Origin of the sequence: Pedobacter caeni (genome assembly GCF_900129215.1) — a bacterium.
Classification (GTDB): Bacteria; Bacteroidota; Bacteroidia; order Sphingobacteriales; family Sphingobacteriaceae; genus Pedobacter; species Pedobacter caeni.
The window spans coordinates 975224-995197 of sequence record NZ_FQUQ01000001.1; the positions used below are offsets into that span (position 1 = coordinate 975224).

General features: G+C 42.3%; 17 protein-coding genes. 7 read left to right on the plus strand and 10 right to left on the minus strand.

Annotated elements, in window-relative coordinates; all coding sequences use genetic code 11:
- Window positions 1-139 precede the first annotated feature (139 nt).
- Both BUC20_RS04075 and BUC20_RS04080 read left to right on the plus strand, forming a co-directional pair.
- Window positions 140-616, plus strand: coding sequence for a hypothetical protein (locus BUC20_RS04075; protein ID WP_073227739.1), 477 nt, complete (start codon window positions 140-142; stop codon window positions 614-616).
- Window positions 617-740: 124 nt separating this feature from the next.
- Complete coding sequence (locus tag BUC20_RS04080; RefSeq protein WP_073227742.1) at window positions 741-1673, plus strand: hypothetical protein; 933 nt, start codon at window positions 741-743, stop codon at window positions 1671-1673.
- 190 nt (window positions 1674-1863) lie between these two features.
- On the opposite strand, the gene BUC20_RS04085 is transcribed toward BUC20_RS04080, so the two are convergent.
- The 4 genes from BUC20_RS04085 to BUC20_RS04105 all read right to left on the minus strand — a co-directional run bounded on the left by BUC20_RS04085 (window position 1864) and on the right by BUC20_RS04105 (window position 8725).
- Complete coding sequence (locus BUC20_RS04085) at window positions 1864-2979, minus strand: NAD(P)/FAD-dependent oxidoreductase (protein WP_073227745.1); 1116 nt, start codon at window positions 2977-2979, stop codon at window positions 1864-1866.
- Window positions 2980-3006: 27 nt separating this feature from the next.
- Window positions 3007-6258, minus strand: a complete 3252-nt coding sequence (locus BUC20_RS04090) for a LodA/GoxA family CTQ-dependent oxidase (protein WP_073227747.1) — start codon at window positions 6256-6258, stop codon at window positions 3007-3009.
- An 896-nt stretch (window positions 6259-7154) separates the two neighbouring features.
- Window positions 7155-7838: a DUF6624 domain-containing protein gene (locus BUC20_RS04100; RefSeq protein WP_073227750.1), complete on the minus strand. Its 684-nt coding sequence runs from the start codon at window positions 7836-7838 to the stop codon at window positions 7155-7157.
- 74 nt (window positions 7839-7912) lie between these two features.
- On the minus strand, window positions 7913-8725 hold the full coding sequence (locus BUC20_RS04105) for a helix-turn-helix domain-containing protein (protein ID WP_073227753.1): 813 nt from the start codon (window positions 8723-8725) through the stop codon (window positions 7913-7915).
- 414 nt (window positions 8726-9139) lie between these two features.
- On the opposite strand from BUC20_RS04105, the gene BUC20_RS04110 reads away from it, so the two are divergent.
- Complete coding sequence (locus BUC20_RS04110; protein WP_073227755.1) at window positions 9140-9559, plus strand: hypothetical protein; 420 nt, start codon at window positions 9140-9142, stop codon at window positions 9557-9559.
- A 145-nt stretch (window positions 9560-9704) separates the two neighbouring features.
- Here BUC20_RS04110 and BUC20_RS04115 read toward each other — a convergent pair whose 3' ends face one another.
- From BUC20_RS04115 to BUC20_RS04130, 4 genes are all read right to left on the minus strand, one after another.
- Entirely contained in the window at window positions 9705-10544 is an 840-nt protein-coding gene (locus tag BUC20_RS04115) for an MBL fold metallo-hydrolase (RefSeq protein ID WP_143166688.1), read from the minus strand.
- 44 nt (window positions 10545-10588) lie between these two features.
- Window positions 10589-11212, minus strand: coding sequence for a DsbA family protein (locus tag BUC20_RS04120; protein WP_200800879.1), 624 nt, complete (start codon window positions 11210-11212; stop codon window positions 10589-10591).
- Window positions 11212-11646 carry a MoaF-related domain-containing protein gene (locus tag BUC20_RS04125; RefSeq protein WP_084528520.1) on the minus strand — a complete coding sequence of 145 codons (435 nt, stop codon included), beginning with the start codon at window positions 11644-11646 and terminating at the stop codon, window positions 11212-11214. Before BUC20_RS04125 ends, BUC20_RS04120 begins: the two co-directional genes overlap by 1 nt.
- A gap of 74 nt (window positions 11647-11720) precedes the next feature.
- Window positions 11721-12302: a Crp/Fnr family transcriptional regulator gene (locus BUC20_RS04130; protein WP_073227761.1), complete on the minus strand. Its 582-nt coding sequence runs from the start codon at window positions 12300-12302 to the stop codon at window positions 11721-11723.
- A gap of 104 nt (window positions 12303-12406) precedes the next feature.
- Here BUC20_RS04130 and BUC20_RS04135 point away from each other — a divergent pair, with 104 nt between their 5' ends.
- The gene (locus BUC20_RS04135) at window positions 12407-14095 is read left to right on the plus strand and encodes a patatin-like phospholipase family protein (protein WP_073227762.1); all 1689 of its coding nucleotides are present in this window, start codon (window positions 12407-12409) and stop codon (window positions 14093-14095) included.
- A gap of 32 nt (window positions 14096-14127) precedes the next feature.
- Here BUC20_RS04135 and BUC20_RS04140 read toward each other — a convergent pair whose 3' ends face one another.
- Together BUC20_RS04140 and BUC20_RS04145 are read right to left on the minus strand one after the other, a co-directional pair.
- Window positions 14128-15456: a serine hydrolase domain-containing protein gene (locus BUC20_RS04140; protein ID WP_073227765.1), complete on the minus strand. Its 1329-nt coding sequence runs from the start codon at window positions 15454-15456 to the stop codon at window positions 14128-14130.
- Window positions 15457-15547: 91 nt separating this feature from the next.
- Entirely contained in the window at window positions 15548-16786 is a 1239-nt protein-coding gene (locus BUC20_RS04145) for an MFS transporter (RefSeq protein WP_200800880.1), read from the minus strand.
- Window positions 16787-16913: 127 nt separating this feature from the next.
- Between BUC20_RS04145 and BUC20_RS04150 the strand changes: the two genes are divergently transcribed.
- From BUC20_RS04150 to BUC20_RS33865, 3 genes are all read left to right on the plus strand, one after another.
- A complete protein-coding gene (locus BUC20_RS04150) occupies window positions 16914-17804 on the plus strand; it encodes a LysR family transcriptional regulator (RefSeq protein WP_073227767.1) in 891 nt (296 codons plus the stop codon).
- A gap of 11 nt (window positions 17805-17815) precedes the next feature.
- The gene (locus BUC20_RS04155) at window positions 17816-19639 is read left to right on the plus strand and encodes a serine hydrolase domain-containing protein (protein WP_073227769.1); all 1824 of its coding nucleotides are present in this window, start codon (window positions 17816-17818) and stop codon (window positions 19637-19639) included.
- Window positions 19640-19775: 136 nt separating this feature from the next.
- Window positions 19776-19928 (plus strand): hypothetical protein, encoded by a 153-nt coding sequence (locus BUC20_RS33865; protein ID WP_159441048.1) that lies wholly within the window; start codon window positions 19776-19778, stop codon window positions 19926-19928.
- Window positions 19929-19974: the final 46 nt, after the last annotated feature.

Here is a 19974-nt window from a genome sequence, read left to right on the forward strand (position 1 = left end):
AGCCATTTTCTTATGATGTATTGAATGCAACCTTAAAACTATATAAAAAGAGCCAAAACGAGTTAACAAACATAAATTTAAATAAATGAAGAAATAAACGGTCGGTATATTTCTATAATTTAGTCCTAAAATAATAACTATGGCCATTTTTATAAAAAAGACAGCACATAACGAATTGTACTTATATATGAACGGAAGCCTTATTTATAAGCGCTGGCTCGACACTGGAGCATCCAAAGTATTCGATGTAATGGCTTATGATAAGTATACCTTAACAAGTATTTACGATTTGGCAAAGGAGAATTCCCCCTCAGACCTCATCATTGTAAGTGCAGAGATTCGGCTTAAAACTACAGAAGATGGCGGAAGAAAAACAGGGTTTATCAGTGGATACAGACCAAATCATGTATTTGAATACGATAAAGATGGCAGTTTCCTTCAAACCTTTATTGGTGATATTATATTTAAAGATCAATCGACAATAGAGCCCGGTGAAACAAAGATGGTGACTGTCAGGTTCCTGCTAAATCAAGCCATCGAAAAATATCTTAAGGTGGGGCAAAAATGGTGGATACACGAAGGACCCACACTTATTGGCGAAGGCGAAATAAGCTAGTACATAAATTACCTTTGTTGAATTCGTGGATTATTTTATTTTTTTGCCATTAGCATTAAAGACACGATTAATTAATTATTTTTTCATCTTTGCGGTTAATTTATCAAAACCCAAGCTCTCTAATATGAAAATTAACGCAAAACTGCTTTATTTCGCTCTTCCTGTTCTAATGCTTATTTTTTCTTGCAGCAAAAAAGATAACCCTGTAGAGCCACCAATTGAAAATCAGAAATTATTTAATGTAAATTTTAATGTCAGTGGTTTTACCAGTAACATTACTCCCTTACCTTCTTTTAAGTCTTCTACCGTAAACCAGGCAACGACTCAGGCAACTCCTAAACTTTCAGACCACATTTCCAGACTAGAATATCTGATTTATAATTCCAGTGGGCAATTGCTTAAAGACACTGTTCAACTTAGTAACGCAACCAATTTTGGAACAATTGACCTGCAATTACCTGCAGGTGGTTATAAATCCGTCGTGGTTGGAACGAATGGCCCTCATAATATCTTAGAAAAACAAAACGTTGCAAATGTATTACTCACTCCTTATTCTCCCTATAGTATAGGAGATTGGTTCAAACAAGTATCTGATTTTAAGGTTACTGATCAGGCTTTGAATCAAAGCGTTGTCCTTGATAGAGTGGTGGGTAAAGTTGGTTTTGTACTTACAGATGCAATCCCGAAGGATTTAGCTAAGATATCATTGGCTTTTACGTCCGGTTTGTATCTAAGATTAATTGGTTCCCTCGACCCTGGAACATCAGTTCAAACTATTGATTTCCCACTTAAGGCCAGCCAGGAGGGTCTATTAAATTTTTCGTCTTCTACATTCGTTATACCATTGAGTAGTGGATCTATCACAACTGATGTAAGCATCCGTGCATACAATACTTCTGGAACCCTGATCGTAGAAAAAATTGTTAAAAATGTGGTCATTGAGAGAAACAAACTGACCACTTTATCTGGTGCACTATTTACATCTTTACCTTCACAAACTACAGCCAACGTAACTGTAAATAGTGAGTGGAAACCTTCAACTACCGTTACTTTCTAAAAATAAAAAGCCCACAATTTTATGCGCTTTTATAGAAGATGGTTTTCAGTCCGATACATTAGATATGAAATTTTAAACAGAAAAGCCTCAATGAAAATTGGGCTTTTTTTATCCCATATGGATTGACACCCAAGGTAAAAATCAGTATTTAATTTTCAGGTCTTTCACAGCAGCAAACAAAACCATCAAGTCAATGTCTCCTCTTCCAAAAAGCGGAATCTTTCCAACGCATTTCTTCGCGGTAATATATTCGTTTATGCCTGGTATAATGTTCCCAGATTCGGTCGAGCTGATGTGTATAGCTGTTTTGGATTTCCAGGCCAGATTCCATCATCAATTCTGCAAGCTGAACAGCACCGGCCATTGCATTAAACATCCCTTGTGATGATAAGGGGTCAAAACTCATGGCAGCATCACCAAGTGCCACCCACTGCTGCCCTGCAACCTGGGTAAGGCGGGTTGAGTTGGCCGAGACAGTTTGGTGAAAATTGATTACCCCAGGATTTCTTTGAATGAGCTGTGCCATTTCCCGGTTAGTTTGTGCCAACCTGATAAACTGATCGACATTTTTCAAGGTATTCCTTTCTATCAGATCCGGGTCAGTCTGTAAAGCCAGAACTCTCCTGTTATTCGGTAAAGGCGCAGTATACCACCATCCAAATTCGCTTGCGGAAATGGTACTCATTTGATTGGCTTCCTGATTCGGCAGTGTTGCCCAGCAGCTAATTAGTTTATCGTATTGCTGGCGTCCGATACCTATTTTTCTGGCAAAGTGTGACTGTCGGCCACTGGCATCGATTACAAATTTCGCCTTGATGCGGTAAAACGGATCATCTGATACCTCGTCTTTTTGGCTGGCTGTGATCCACCAATGATGATCTTCAAAATTGACGCTTCGTAATTTTGCGGGCCACAAACAATTGATCCCCCGTTGCACCGCGGTTTCGCGTAAATAGATCTCAAATGCCTGGCGATCCAAATGCCAGCCAAATCCATCAGGATTTCGCAAATGATCTACGATACGGACCTGTTCATTGCCCCAGCAAGATTGTGTGCCAATATGTTTTAGGTGCGGGTTTTGTTTGTTCGGTTGGAGCGATCTGTCTAATCCCTCTAATAAATCAAGCCGTTTTAAAATTCGTCGCGCTGCCGGAGCCAGGCATTCGCCTATTCGTTCCGGGGGGCTGTCTGTTTGATCAATTAGCATAATGCTATACGAATCGGCGAGGGCCATGGCAGCTGTACAACCTGCCACGCCTCCGCCGATAATCGCGATATCAACTTCCTTATCTGTTTCCGGTTTCATGGAAAAAGTTAATGTTCATGATTATTTTTATTTAGGAATGAAACGGGAGAAGCGATTTGCCTTCTCGGTTATACCTACATTTCCTCCAGGAACCGGATGATATTTCGTAACCAGTGGTTTTTCTGATTTCGGTGCTTTTGAAGACAATAAAGTCAGTAGTTTTTTAACACTTGGGCTGGTTTTGAAATCATCGGTCAATTCCTGTTCAATTAATGTGAGCAGGTTAGTTTTCGCACTTTCTGTCAGATTTTGTTCGGTTAGTAATTCTTTATGCGATAAGCCTTTCACTGTGGCAGTTAACAGGTGCTGTAAGTTTGCACTCAAGGCATTTTGACTGTTTAAAATACCTTCTAAATCTTTCACAGCCTCTGCTAATAATGCGGCTTCCTGTTGTGCATTTGGTGTAATCCCAACCTGCATTTTCGGTGGGAAGTTAGGGTCATTAGGTAGTCCGGGGCGTGCCTGAACTACTGCAAGCTTATCAAAATACTTTACCATGCTGTTGATCTGGTTGGTATAATTTGGATCCTCACCGTCAAGTGGCAAATCAGCCATCCAATCTTTGCGATAAGCAAAAGCTTGTCTGCGTGTTTCTTCCGACAGGTTCGTATCTAACGATTCTTTATAGTGTTCCTCACTTAAAATGTTATTAGGAACTCTGGCAGGCCAAAAGGTAGGTAGATAAGGATCATAGGCTGAGGTATAGCCATCCCTGCAGCTCGCAGTATCGGTTTGCCAGGGAATCGCCATCCATCTGGTAATACCACCGGCTACTTGTCCGCCAAGTAAAGGACCCTTTGCTAAAGTGAACACATCGCTGTTCATCACCGGACCATAATAAGAGGAGTTTACCGGTGGTGTTTTAGGTGCATGTTTTAGTCGGAATGCAGACATATACATACCGGCAGTTCGCATTGGCCATGTCATTTCACAACCCGGGTGGAAGGCATCGGCCAGGCAGAATTCCATCGCTGCCCTGGTCAGCATATCTGGTTGGTCAGCAACGTCTAACTGATCTATTGTAATTGGCTCTGGTACATGCGGGCAACCGGTCATGTCGACAAAATCCGAATCAAAATCGCCTTTTACCCATTGGTCAATAAATTCTAATTGTAATTTAGATAATGTAGAATGCTGGCGCACAGAACCTAAAGACGGTATGCTGATGGCATCACCATACATCCATGGCCATAATTGGGGCGCTTCTGCACCTGATACCTCATAGCGACGGAAATTGTTAGAAATCGTACGGCGCATTTCCAGGTTTGCAGAAGATGGATCATTTAGTCTGACCATCCATTTAGCGGTGGTGTAATCGAACTGGCCACCCCATCCAAATGCTGCTCCAAAACCTGCATTAACCCATTGGAGGTTAGTCATGCGTTGGAAAATAGGTAGTATGTCTTTCGTGAAGGAAGGTCTTTTTGGCCGGACCAGCATTCCGGCATCAATGGCCACATCTCTCATTAAATCCCACATGGTACGCACGGATTTCTGTAGCGGGGCATAATCAGGCGGTGCCGAAATTACCCATGCCGGGTCAACTTTAAGCTTAACACCTAAGTATTCCACATCGGCAGTAACAGGGCCATCAGAAATATCATCATACCATCCTTCGTTGTTCGCAAAAGTAATGGCAATATCCCCGTTTAGATTTTTCGCTACACCATGACCTCCAAGCATAATTAACCTACCCTTTTTATCACTTCGCATTTCACCGAGATAAACGGTCTCCCCCTGGAATTTCCCTATAAATGGATGACCGGTTTCTACGCCCGCAGCGGTCAATGATTGATGTCCACCGTCTATGATCAGCGAGTTCCGGTCTCCCACGTTGATATTGCGTAACATGGAAGCTGGCGCGTCTACAGCATCCGGAATATCCAGTGCCATTTGAAATTGATACCAGGATGATTTTTGGTTTGCTAAATGCGCATGCCAGACAATAGTGGCGTTATCGGCAGTCAGCTCTTTAATTGCCTTTCCGGCGGCATTAAATCCGTAAATTCTGAATTCAGCAGCTTGTCGTTTTAATGCCCCGGTTTTATCCCGGTAAGCATAATCGTCCGTTAATGCGACCGGTTCTGAAACCAGGGGGCCAATAAAATATTCATCATCACTATTTCCTACACGCATCACTCCAATCGGGGGATATATACCGGCCGTAACAATGCAGTTGCTATCTTCGTCCGGATCTTCCTTAAAGGGAGGATTAATTTCATCGGGTTCGTCTAATTGTTGACCGTTGGCCTGATGGCGCGCTTCTGCACTTGCAGCATAAACGTCTTTTCTCGCTTCAGCAATCGATCCCAGCGGCTCATGTTGTGCTAAGGTTCTCCAGATGTTAAAAGCAAGGATGTTTCCAAATTCAGACTGGCCAATTGCCGAAATATCCTGTTGTGGGAATTCTAATTCGGCAATGCAGACATAAGGGCTTTCTTCTGTGCTCCAGACCTCCTGGGCATCATTAAGCGGCATGGTATCGTTTGTCCGGGGCTGAATTTCAAAACGGAACTTTGCGCTTTTATTACGCAGTCGCTGATGTAGGTCAAGTCCCAGATAATTGTTGTCATTAAAAACGGCACCATGATCGGTTTCATCAGGTACTAAACGATATTTAACGATACTCGTTTCCCCCAACTTGAAAGGGAGTATTGCCCAATAACCGGCGCTCAGACAACTCGCTTCCACTTTTGTCATCGCGTTAAGGATATCGGAAAGTTTCTTGTGCTTATTGATATAAGAGTCGTAGTCACGGTCTATGATCCCCGCGGTAGTGAAACTGCACATCTGCTGTGCATCTTTTGCGAAAAATCTGTCTATGTTTTGAAAGATGAAATCCGCGTTGTTGCCATCTCCAAATAATTTAGGACCTTCCACACCAAACAGTTTCAGTCCCAATCCCAATGTGGAGTGTATATCCGGTGAAGTTGGCCCGGTATCGCTGGAAAAGCGTGCCACACATTCGTAAACATCACCATCGAAAATACCCACCTTATATTTGGGGTCGATGTCTTTTTTTATGGTGAAGGTTCCATATGCAATCCCATGCTGTTTTCTAAAAACGGCGCGTTCAGCAGGCATTTGCCCTTTTTCTATCCTTGTCTTTTGTCCAATCTCGACGAACATCTCTTTGAGGCGTTCGGTTACCACTTCTATTGTGCCTTCGCTATCCCAGCATACTACATTATTTGCTGTCGCTTCGCCTTTAGTGGCTTTTTTCGCTGATGAAGATTCATTCTGCAGCGGACTTGTTTTTTTCTTTGATTTCTCAGTCATAATTAAATTTTAGTTAAGGGTTCTAAAATGATAAATAGACTATTACACATTTTGAATATGCATTAACTAACTCCGCTTATGAAAAAGATAACTGGGTATTTGGGATTGAATTAAAGGAAGGGTATCGTTTAAACGATTCATTTGAGGAGAGGTTAATGTAATGTAATAGGGTTGATAGAATAAAGCTATAGAAAATATCTAACTATTTAATACTTTTTATATAAACTATTGCAGATTAATATATGGCTATAACCAAACGAAAGCGCCCCCTTTCGCCAGAGCAAAGTGACTCCTCAGCGATTAAGAATGATTTTTTAGCTCTCCTTTGGACAAAGGCCCGACTACTTTTGTGATTTTTTTGCCCGCTCAACATCAGGACTACGGTATAAATCCTCAGATATAGACGACAGAGTAGAGACATGTACCTGTTCACCAAGACCATAAAATTGTTGAAAGCTCATTATGAGCGGTCTCCATTTTTATTTATAACCAAATCTACCATAATGGTATACTGTACAGAATCCGATTCTTGCGGTATTAAAGGTAACCTCTATGGTATCAATTTGGCATTGATCCCTCAATAGAGAGTATGGGCATTTGGCAAATGCCTGCAAAGAAAAAAAACGCCCCTAAACTATCTTTAGAGGCGTTTTTACTTGCTGGTGATCCCGCTGGGATTTGCACCTGGTGCAAAAGTCAACGTTTAAACAATATCTGGATGGTTTTGTAATTCGACTCCCCGAATAAAGAACCTTTTATTTAATACATTTTAGCTGCAAACGTATGATTGTTCTATTTGGAATAGCCCTACTTTACTTCTACTTAAGGAAGAAACTACAACCCAATAATCAAAAACTAAAACTTTTACACTCAAATCTGATTTATGTAGAGTTGCGCTATTGTTTAGTAATTTCTCTTATTTGCTCTTTTGTATATTCTTTATAAACCACGCCGAGCCTTAGTGCATTCTCTTCAACTGTAGAGTCAAAACCTGCTTCCTTCCGTCTTTTATTCACATTTTTAGCATCTTTAATAGGCATTACATATTCAAAAGGCTCTTTCTTGCCCGTTTTAGGATTATTGATCATTTCCATATATACTTGTGTGCCGTAAACTTGTTCTTTACCTTCACCAGTAAGCTTCCTGTCAAGCATCATGGCCGTGTACTTATAAGGTAATTCCTTGGCCTTGCCCGCCTTTTCTATTAGTTGATAATATTTTGGAATTTTATTTGAATGCTGTATTGCATAAAACACAGCCGTGTTTTCAGGTTCGCCCACCAGTGTTTTTCCTGGATAGCCATACTTTGTAATTATACGCTCTACCTTTTCGATGTTTATCGAATCAATTTTTTGCATAATTCTCCCCGCACTTTTATCCAGTACAGTTCTCGGGTAATTAAGTAATTGAGCAATAGCATCTTTTCTTTCTTCCTTTACTTCTGAATCAAGGAATTCCCTTATACCCTGATCAGTCTGTAAAATGGTATCCAATTGCTTCTTTAATTCAACATTAACTGGTTTTTGAGCAAAGCAGCTTATACTAATGACTGTTAGTAACGATACGAATATTGTCTTCATAATGGTAATGGGTTATTCTACCTATCAAAAGTACGTTTTAGCAAAAAGGCAAACAGGTATAAATCGGACAATCTTTACATTAGTTTAAAGACTGAACTTCCATTCCCCGGCAGGAAGGAAGCTCTTTTAAACTGCCTCAGTGAGCAGTCGGTAAATTGTACAAACTCTTTTCTGAAATGCGATGAATCGTAATAATCTTCTGTAAGTAAGAATCTATGGTACGAGTTAGTATTTTTTGAATATCGGGCATCAAGTACATTTCTAAACCGAAGTATTTTTTTATACGTTGAAGGACTGCAACCAAAATACTTTTTAAAATATCTTAAGAAAGTTCTTTCAGACATACAGGCGATAGCTGACAGAGCTTGAACCGTCAATTTGTCGATTCCAGCCGTACTGTTAAAAATTCGCTCCAATGTATCCCCTTTGTGCTCGTTCAGACTTGACAAAAGGAATGCTTCCAGTTTTTCGATTCTTTTTTCTGGGGGTTTTGAAAAGAGCAGTGAGGCAAATTCAGTCCATGTAGATTCATTCAGCAGCTGATGCGACTTGCCTGCCATTTCTAAAAATGGAATTCCGAAAAAAAAATTGATGCCGCATGGGGTAAAATTAATACTTATCTCATCTACGGGATCATTAAATGTTATTAGTGTTGGGCGTGTTAGCCTACCCAATAAGATAATTTCCGGCCCCTGAGTATCATCTTTTGTGAAGGTAACTTCGTGTGGCTGTATCCGGATCAAAGTATGGTTAAAAAACGCCAGGCAGATGCCCAGATTTGGAAACGCGGTATACCTTAACGGAAAGACCCCTCCTTTCTGGGATACTGTAAAACTGGTAATGTATCTTTTCAGTTTATCGGTAACGGGTATAATATTGGTAAACATATTTTTCAGGTTATCTAAAATAAACTTCGTCAAAATGAAGATGCATCCTAAAGTTAATAAGATTGTAGTTTATTTGTACGCAAACTGTGCACATTCTGTTTTTTTGTTACAAAAAGAATTCGGAAAAAACTTACTCAACAAGGTTTACCAGTGTAAGAAACACGCCTTCGAATAATATCAGATGAAGCCAAGGTTAAGAGAGTTAAATAAATTCGTTCCTTCAAGTCCTCCCCAAGCTAAATTACTCGCGTTATTTTTGGATAGATTCGGAAAAAGTAGCAAACATTAGTTTTTTCGTTCAAAAGACACGGTTCATTAAAGCATCTGCTAATAAATTATTTTTTAAAGGCTAACACGTAATGTCATATATTTATGTGTTTGCAGAAATGTTGACCTGACCATAGATTATAAAGAATGAGTAATAATTTGGATAGCATTATTGTAGAATTGGTTGTCACCGCTTGCCAAGCAGAGGCAAACAATATTTGGATGCAAGGTGGCCTGGAAATAAGCCTGAATAATGAAAAACCATATACAGACAGTGACATTATTGATATAGACGAATTTTTGAAAAGCTTAGAACAAGATGGTGAATTTTTCATTTTTTCATGCCATTGTGGTTTACCAGAATGCAGTGGCTGGGAATTAGGAATTCAGGTTTTACATTTGGAAGAAAACATCAAGTGGACCAATCCCAATAATGGAAAAACTTGGTGCTTTAGTAAGCAAAAGATAACAAATGATTTAATCAACATTCGAGAAGAAATAGCAAACTACAAACAGTTCTTCAGTCAAAAAGATATAGCGTATGTGGGAGTTGGGTACAATTGGTGAAGTTTTGATATTCCCGTAAAAGCAAAAACCCCGCTAATCGTGCGATTGCAGGGTTTTATATGTTTTGATTCTAAATCTGGTGATCCCGCTGGGATACGACCCGGGATCCGATGTTATCCGGGACTGCAAGAAATGTTTTATACCACTACCATTTCATTTCGCCAGTATTCACCTTCGCTCCCAGCTGCAATGCAATTTCAAACGTCGCATCCGGATAACGTTTCTTCATCGCAGCGATCAGCTCATCCGAAGTCTTCACTTTACTCAATTCTTCTCCATAAGCTTTCAGATAAGCCCTGTTGTACTTCAAAGACTCTATATTTAATGCTGCTCCGTCTTTATGGTGTGCAGGAATAATAACCGCCGGTTTCAACGCTTCGATCTGATCCAGTGCCTTTAGCCACTGCTCACGTTTTTCTGTGCTTGCATCATCTGCCATCCATAAGTGAAAACCGGTACCGAAAATATTGATACCACCTACAACAGCCTGGATCGATGGGATCCATACAAAAGTACGTGAGGCTGCTCCTTCTACATTGACAAATTCCAGCTTATGACCTTCCAGTTCCAGGCTATTTCCTTTTAATACCTGTGGCAAAACCACGTTTTTCGTTCCATTATCGCCCAATTGAGGTCCCCAGACATCCAGTTTCTTCTGAGCAGTTTCTTTGATATGGGCTACTGTTGTTTCGGTAGCATAGACCGTTACGCCAGGGAAATAGCTTTTAAAAACTTCCAGTCCGAAATAAAAGTCCGGATCACCATAACTCACATAAATGGCTTTTAATGTTTTGCCACTGGCTTTGATCTCTTCTGCCACTAATTTGGCATCAGATAAGGTAAACTGGGCATCTACCAATATCGCATCGGTTTCCCCGCTAATGATCACCGATGCCACGCCGAAGCTGGTTTCGGCTGCATGGTATACGTTAAGCTTTAACGGACCGGCATCAATTGTTTTAAATGTTTGTGATTGTGCATTCATGTTTAATAGGATTAATATGAATAAAATGGCTTGTCTTTTCATTTTTATTGAACACTTAAATGGCTTTCAATGCGGTTGCTGATCTCTTCCAACGAAGAATAGCCCTGTTCTATCAGCAACAACTCCGATCCTGTATCCAGCAACAACGTCGGATAAGACATCGCATAATCTGCTGCTTTAGCAAAAGCTGCTTGTGTAGCGGCTTTCATCTCCACACTATGAAAATGTTTGAAAAACACTTCCTTATCAATACCCAGCGAATCCAGAATCTCCTGATAAGTCAGGTCCAGGTTCAGGTCTTTACCATAGAAGTACCTCTCCTTTTGTACTGCAGCAGCAAAGGTTACGTTCTTTTCCGGCCAGAACTCTTGTACTGTTACAATCGCCCTTGATGGGATTTCACTATCCAACAATACTTCCTGCGCATTGATAAACTTAAAATAATCTTCTCCAAAGGCAGTTCCGGTAAGCTTTGCAATCTGCTCGTCGTGTTTGATAAAATAAGCCGCCATTTGTTTGCTTTGTTTGCGGACATTTGCTCCCGCCCACATTCCTCCGGGAATGATCTCAAAAGGAATGTCTTTATAATTTTCTGCTGTTTGCAGGGTATTTCTATAATTTCCGTAGCACCATCCGCAAAGCGGATCCATCACATAGATCAGTTTCATTATTTTTGTGTATTAAATTCAAATTTTCCTTTTAAAAACTGTGAGGACCTTCCTGCAGCAGTTTTATCATCTTTGTAGCTTAAAAAAGCATCCACTTCCCCATCTTTGGTATTGATCACCTGACTCACCGTGAGCCCGTCTTTTTCAATCCAGTTCAAGAAATAAAGGTGGCCATTGAGTTGTTTAAAGGAAACATGTTCTGTACCCTCATTGGTTTTTCCGCTTTTATCTACCGCTTTCCAATGCACCGTACTGTCGTTTAAGTACTGTACTTCGGCACTAAAATCAGGGTATGTGATCTTTCCGGTTTTTCCAATAAGCGTCTGTGTAGTGTCGGCTTTGCTGTCTTTTTCATTTGCCGGATTGTTGTTTCCGCTGCAAGCCTGAAAAAGAAACGCTGCGAAGAGCGAAGTGATGATAATATTTGTTTTCATATGTTCTGATGTTTGACACTACAAAATTAGAACACCTGAATGGCGAAAAAGTTGAACTAGTTCAAAAAAGAAACTTACCGCTGTTTAGCCAGTTTTTTCCTGATCTTACTCAGGAACTCGTGGGAGATGCCCAGATAGGAAGCCACCTGTAATTGGGTGAGCCGTTGTTCCAGCTGCGGATATTTGGTGATGAATTCCAGGTAACGCTCATCTGCTGTTTTTCCTAGCGCAGAGATCATTCTTCTTTGCAGGGCCACATGCGTTTTCTGCGTCATGATACGAAAAAGCTTCTCTACTACAGGAACCTGTTCGTACAGCGCTTCTTTGTAAGGCTGGGTGATCAATAGTACCTCGCTATCTTCAAGGGCTTCAATATTCAGGATCGAGGGTGTATTGTTCGTAAAGCTATCGATATCGGTGATCCACCAGTCTTCGATCGCAAAGTATAAGATCCGCTCCTGCCCCTGTTCGTCCAGGTAATAGACCCTTAAACAGCCTTTGATCACAAATCCTTCAAACTTACAGATTTGTCCGGCGCGCAACAGGAATTGCTTTTTTGCAATTTTACGATGGTAAAATGGCGCGGTGAACCGTTCAAAATCCGAATCAGAAATTGCCAGGTGTTTTTCTATGTTTTTACGGAGAAGCTCGAACATAGCCCTAAGGTAAGACAAAATGGAAATTAACCACAGACCGCTGAACAAAAACCTCAGATTTTTGTTTTAATTTAACCCTATAATCATTCCCCTATTTATTAGCTATGTCATCCGAAAACGAGAAAGAAAACACCTTTTACATTGGCCTTTGCATGGCTGGCGCGGTATCCGCAGGCGCTTATACTGCCGGAGTAATGGACTACCTCTTAGAGGCCCTTGCCGAATGGGAAAAGAGAAAAAACGAACCAGGCGTCCCTACACACAAGGTACAAATCCCTGTAATCGGAGGTGCTTCTGCCGGAGGTATGACCAGCATCCTGACCTCTACCGTCCTGAACAGCCTGCATATCCCTATCGATAAACCCAGTGATAATATCCTTGCTGAGCACCCGGAAAACAAGTTTTACCATACCTGGGTAGACTTGAGTCAGGGGGATATTTTAGAGAAAATGCTCGACACCTCCGACATCAAAGAAGCAGGCCTGGTTTCAGGATTAAACTCGGCTTTTATCGATGAAATTGCACAACGTGTGGTAGCGACCGAAGCCGACCGGAGCAAATGGCGGCCTTTACCCCCTTTCATTAAACCTGGCTTAAAGATTTTCAGCACGCTGACCAATCTGGAAGGCTTCGGTTATACGGCTGATTTTGGTCCGGGGAAACCGCAAACCAGAAAGTACCACATGTCCATTCATAACGACTATGCCTGTTTTGAACTCACCGAAGAAAATATCATTGGCTCAAACGGCGGCTGGGTGCCCCTCAACCTCAAAGACGACATCAATGTAGACCTGGCAAGAGATGCCGCAATTGCAACCGGAGCCTTCCCTGTCGGACTAAAATCAAGGCTCCTGAACCGCGATGCATCCTATGTGAACGCCAATCTCTGGTTAAAAAAATACCTGACCAATAACCCTGTTGCCCCGGGCAATTACCAGACCCTCAACGTGGATGGCGGACTGATTAACAATGAGCCCTTCGAAAAGGTGCGGGATGTGCTGTACGAAATCACCGGACAGGAAGCCAAAGATTACCGCGACTTTCATCAGTTTACCTCTACCGTAGTGATGATTGATCCATTTCCAAGCCAAAAGCCGAAACCAATCTCCAAATTACAGGACCTGATGAATGTCCTTGGCCTCACGCTCAGCTCGATGATCAACCAGATGCGGTCAAAGCCCCTGGACATCGCAGATGCACTAAGTAACAGTTGCGCAGGTCAGTTTCTTGTTGCACCTTCCAGAATGGTAACCAGCCCTGATGGAGAGCAACAGAATGTAACCGGCGAAATGGCCATTGCCTGTGGTACTTTGAACGGCTTTGGCGGATTCCTGAGCAAAGAATTCCGTGTTCATGATTATTTTCTGGGCAGGCACAATTGCAAAATCTTCCTAAGGGATTACTTTACCATCCCCGAAAGCGCCTTACAGGAACATCCGATTTTCAAAGAAGGTTATGCCAATGCCAACCTGGACCGCTTTAGATCCACCAAGGATGGAGGATACCAGATCATCCCCATATTTGCAGAAAAGACCGATTATACCTTCCCCCAGCTCAGGTTTAAGTCTGGAGGAACCTGGCCTGTTGTCGAAGATCAGGACGTAGACCGCTATAAATCGAAACTCAAGGAACGCATTCAGGCAATTCTGCTAAACGTTGCAGAACTCAGTGGCACCAGTAAATTCCTGATCTGGGCAGGTGCAAAGATTGTACTCAACCGGGTACTTTCCAATGCTGTGCTCAAAAAGATCAAGAAAGACCTGGTGATCTGGAAGCTCTTATCCGAAAAATAGTAACGTTCCCTGAGCAAGATCACTATTTTCTTTTAATTGCTGAGGGCCTGATAAACCGCAACCTGGAATTCTTCTCCTATACTAAAATACGGAGAAAGGTATTCCTGGGTAAACAACAGCGCTATCAGGCCCTCTTTTGGATCTGCCCATCCATGTGTATTGAAAGCTCCTCCCCAACCAAAAGATCCTTCGCTTAAAGGCAACAGGTAGTCATTTTTCTGAGTTTCCACTGCAAAACCACCTAAACTAAACTGGAAGTTCTCCGGCTGTGGAGGCATTGCAGAGGTCTTTACCTGATCTCCCAATTGATTCTGTAACATCAGTGCTATCGTTTTCCCGGAAATCAGTCTCTTGCCATTAAATGTTCCTTTATTCAGGTAAAGCGTATAGAAATTGGCCATGTCCTGTGTGGTTGAGCTTAAGCCTGCTCCTCCCGACAGATAGGTTCCTTTAAGCTTGGGGAATTCCGGATCAACTCCTTCATATAATAGATGTTTCACTTTAATCAGCTGATGATCTGCCGTGCTCTCGTATAAGCTGGCCAGTCTGTTTTGTTTTTCTGCCGGAAGGTGGAAATACGTGTCTTTCATCTCCAAAGGATCAAAAATCCGCTGTTTCATAAACACATCCAGGGCTTGTCCGCTCCAGATTTCGATCAGATAGCCCAACAAATCAATGTTTAGCCCATAGGTAAATGTTTCGCCCGGCTGATGTTGTAGTGGCAGTGTAGCCAATAGTTCCATTTTCTCTTTCAACGTGCCTTCGGTAGTACCAACACCGGAAGGAATTCCGGCACGCTCATAGATCTTCCACATAGAGGCATCACTGAATATGGCCGGATAAGCGATTCCGGAAGTATGCCTTAAAAGGTCGCGGACGGTAATTTCCCGGTTTGCAGGTTTTGTCGTATAGCTGTTTTTTGTGGCATCATAAGCCAGTAGCACTGTTGGGTTTTTAAATGCAGGGATGTATTTAGAAATCGGGTCGTCCAACAGGAATTTCCCTTCTTCCCAAAGCATCATCACTCCCAGGCTGGTAATCGCTTTAGACTGGGAAGCAATCCTGAAGATATCATCGTTCTTCACCTTCCGTTTCGTTTCCAGATCGGCATAGCCAAATGCTTTTTGGTAAATCACTTTTCCGTCTTTCAGCACCAATGCTGTGGCACCAGGAATGTGTTTCGCGTCCATTTGGCGTTGGATCATTGCATCAATTTTCAAAAGCCGGTCCTGCTCGTAACCGGTTCCCGGATTACTTTTCGAGGCAGATCTGGCTGTATGCTGAGCATAAGTATTTGTAATGTGAAAGGCAGTGAGCAAAATACCCACAATTGTTCCTTTATTTATGATGGATAAGTTCATTGTTGTTTTCTTTTAAATGCTTTAAATACAGGTGGAAGTTTAAATACAATTGAAGTTTAAGTGCAGTTCCGGTTTAATTACGGATCCAGGTCTAATTACAGGTCGAAGCCAGGGCTTCAACTTTGTTAAAATTCTGTTCAGACAGTTTTTCTTCTCTTGCACTCAGCAATGCCAGCACGATAGAAACGAGCACAAAGATTGCCCCAACCCATGGTGCTGCGCCCAGGCCTAGTGTGGATGAAACCACCCAGCCTCCTGCATAAGCCCCCAAAGCAGCTCCTGCATTAAAGGAAGCGATGTTAAAAGCCGAAGCTACGTTTGCCATTGCCGGATTAAATCGTTCTGCGGTCTGAACTACAAATAGTTGAGATGCCGGAACTGTACCAAAAGATAAGGCACCAACTACAAACAAAGTGATGATTGCCGGAATGGTATGGTGCACCGTGAAACTGAAAATCAACAGCACTACAGCCTGGATCACCAACATCCAGAGGAGCGCTTTAAGTGGCACTTTATTGGCCAGCTTTCCGCCAATGATGTTCCCCACTGCAATCGCAATTCCGTATACGAGCAACATCAGGCTCACCATATTTTGCGACATTCCGGTAAGCTCCATCAACAACGGAGACAGGTAAGTGAACACCAGGAATACGCCTGCGTAATTAAATATGGTAGTCAGAAAAGCCAGGAGTAATTTCTTATTGCCCAGGATCCCAAATTGTTCTTTTATTGGTGCAGCAGCTTCATTTTTAATGTTACCAGGCAACAGAAACAAGTTGGCCAGTAATCCGATCAGCCCCAGTCCGGCAACCCCCAGAAAGGTAGCACGCCAGCCAAAATGCTGTCCGATCAGCGTTCCAAGAGGAACTCCTGTAGCCATCGCTACCGTTAAACCCGCAAACATAATGGCAATGGCACTCGCTCTTTTATCTGCCGGCACCAATGCTGCTGCAATCGTTGCTCCAACGGCAAAAAATACCCCATGTGCAAATCCGGTAATGATTCTTGCCATCACCAATGGCATAAAACCAGGAGATATTCCTGCCAACAGGTTCCCGGCAACGAAAAGTACCATCAGGTAAATCAGTAAGGGTTTACGGGGAAACTTGTTGGTCAGGGCGGTCAGTACCGGAGCACCTATCGCCACCCCTATGGCGTAAAAACTCACCAGTAAACCTGCTGAGGGAATGGAGATGGCTAAATCTTTTGCCACAGTTGGCAGTAAACCCACAATGACAAACTCTGTTGTACCGATGGCAAATGCACTGATGGTTAATGCCCAGAGTGCCAGTGGCATTCCGGTTTTGGTTTTTATTGTTTTATTGTTCATGATTTTTCTTTTAGGAATTGTGATGACAAAGGTCAGTAGTCTTAAACTATAAATGAAATAACATGATTTATGGTTTACTATAAATATTATTATAGTAAGGCTGAGAAAATAGCTGTAATTTTGAATCATGGTAAATTTAGAATGGTACCGGACCTTTAAGGCAATCTATCATACCGGGACGTTAACAGGCGCAGCGCAGGAGTTGCTGATTTCTCAACCCAATGTGAGTCAGCATTTATCGGCATTGGAAGCCCATATCGGCAAGCAGCTATTTGAACGGAAACCCAGACGTATGGTGCCCACAGATTATGGAAAACTGTTTTATACGCAAATTATTGAGGCCATGGATAAGCTGGAAAGTGTGGAAGCAGAGTTCAGGTATATCCGCTCCTCCAACCTTCCACTCACCTGTATTGGTGCCCCAAAGGAGTTTTTCTATACGCTGTTGAGTCCGGAGATCAGCAAGGCACCGGCAAACTTTGTCTTTGAGTTTGGCCTCACGAAAAACCTGATGGAGAAACTGGGCAAAGGGAAACTCTATTTCGTGATTGCAACACATTGCACAGATGAGAAAGATGTGGTTTATGAACCCATCAGGGAAGAAAACTTTGTCCTCGTTGCCAATTACGATCTGGATACCCGGGATTTCGACCAGTATATCGCAAACGGAGAACTGGATAAAGCAGAAAAATGGCTTTGTGAACAGGATTGGTATGCCTATAGCAGCGACCTGGCCATTATCCGCAGGTTCTGGCTGGAAAACTTCAAAAAACGACCGGCCATAAAGCCACGCTTTATCATTCCCGATTTCAATTCTATTCTTAAAGGCATCAGCAAAGGAAAAGGACTCGCCATTGCTTCAGATTACCTCGTTAAAGAACTCCTGGAGAAAAAGGAACTCAAAGAAATCTGGAAAAGCCATAAACCGGCTACCAACACCATTTACCTTTGTTACGATAAAAACAGGGCCACCACCGACCAAATAGAAATGGTAAGAAAATTGGTGCAAAAACAATAGATTTGCAACACATGACCAGAATTTTTACGCTCAGCCTTCTTTTCAGTTTCATCAGTTTATCTCTTGTTGCACAGGAAGATGAATTGCCACTTCGCGAAAAAATGATGACAGCCCTGGCGGATGAAAAACTGGCCGGAGCAGCCTGGTCAACAGTGTCGCCTTTCGGGATCATTACCGCAGATGCCTATGGCCTCAAATCTTCCCTTACCAAACGCCCCTTAACACCATCAGACCGCATTCAGGTAGGCTCCGTTACCAAAACACTATTGGCTACCGGGATTTTCAGACTGGTTACGATCAATAAATTAAGCCTCGATACACCGGTAGAGAAAATACTAACCAATATCAAATTTGAAAACCAATGGGCTTCCAGTGATCCGGTTACGGTAAGACACTTATTAGACCATACCTCAGGACTGGAAGATTTGCGTTTCTGGCAGCTGTTCAGCGAAAAGGTAAGTGCAAATACCCCTTTGATCGAAAACTTCAAAAGAGATCCTGCTGTACTCCATATTTATACCAGACCAGGTGCTCAGTTTGCCTATTCCAATATGGGGTACACCCTACTCGGAATGGTCATAGAAGCGGTAACAGGGCAACGCTACGAGGATTATCTGGACATGTTTCTTCTGGAACCACTGGGCATGACCCGCAGTACTTTTCATTTTGTGAGCCAGCAGGGAGCACATGCGGATAAAACCCTCGCTATGGGACATCTGGAAGAAATGAAGGCGCAGCCAACTGTGCCGATGTACCTCAGACCTGCCGGGCAATTCACCACCACTGCCAATGACATGGGGATTTTTATCCGCTTCCTGATGAGCGATGGAATCCTGCACCGTTCCCCTTTTATCCGCGAAGATTTACTTCGTTCAATGGGCAATCCAAAGGAAACAGAAGCCACAAAGCATGGCCTGGAAATCGGTTACAGTGGCGGATTGATGAAAAGAGACGCCCATAAAGTAATAGGTTATGCCCATTCAGGAAACACGATCGGCTACCATGCCATGATCTACCTCTTCCCTGAAGAGAAAAAAGGTTTTTTCATTTCCCATAACATGGATAGTGAAACCGCAAATTATGAGGTGTTCAACAAAATCCTGATCCAGTCGCTCGATATTCCTGAGGGCAAAACGCAGGCAGCAGGCGAAATGCCTAAAGACATTCGCAACTGGAAAGGCAATTACATCGCTGCAAAAGATAAAATCAAAACTTTCGCTTACCTGGATTTCCTGACCAACTTTGTAACCATTATCCCTCAGGAAAAACAGGTTCTCTTTTGTCAGTTTCAAAAAGACGATAAAGTGTTAAGCCCTGCAGGTCATCACCTTTTCAAATCTGCCGGCAAAATAAGCCCCTCACATGTCTTTTATACGGATCCTACCGGCAACCAAATGGTGAGTACCGGATTCGGGACCTTTAAAAAGATCAGTTCCTTTTATCTGTGGGGAATGTGGATGAGCTTCATTCTGGGCGTCCTTGCCCTTCTTTACCTGTTCATCAGCGGGCTGGTAAAATCACTAACGCAAAGAATGGCATTTTTGAAATCGCTCAGGTCAGCTCCTTTTCTTTCTCTGCTCTGCTTATTAATTCCTGGCTTGTTGTTTTTGAACCAGAATTTCACTGCATTGGGGGATGTTACTCCGGCAAGCATTTCCCTGGCCATAGTTACCCCTCTTATCCCTGCTGCATTACTGTTGGGTATCTGGGCTTACTTTAAGCATAAAACAAGACGAAATACTGCCATCCTGGAGATCTTTGCACTGATTCTTGCCTTACAGCTGTTCCTGGTCATGATGTACTGGGGAATGGTTCCTTTCCTGCTCTGGGCTTAAGTTTTATTAGGCTTTTTGCAAAGCCGGTAACAGCCTCCTGATGCTAACCAGAACAGTCCAGAAGAAAAAAATAAAATTATGACAAATACATTTGCAAGAATGTCCTTATCTTTAAGTAATTCATTAGCAAAACGATATGAAAACAAGCCACTTAAATTATCCTGATCCAAGGGAGGAAGGGGATGAAAAACAAAGGACGTACGATGATGATGAGTTTGACCAGGATATTGATGAACCCTGGAGAGAAATGGACGATGATGAGGATAATGAGGACTACTATGACGATTAACCTCCACCGGCTTTTTTAAGAATTCAAACATCTTACTTAAAAGCTC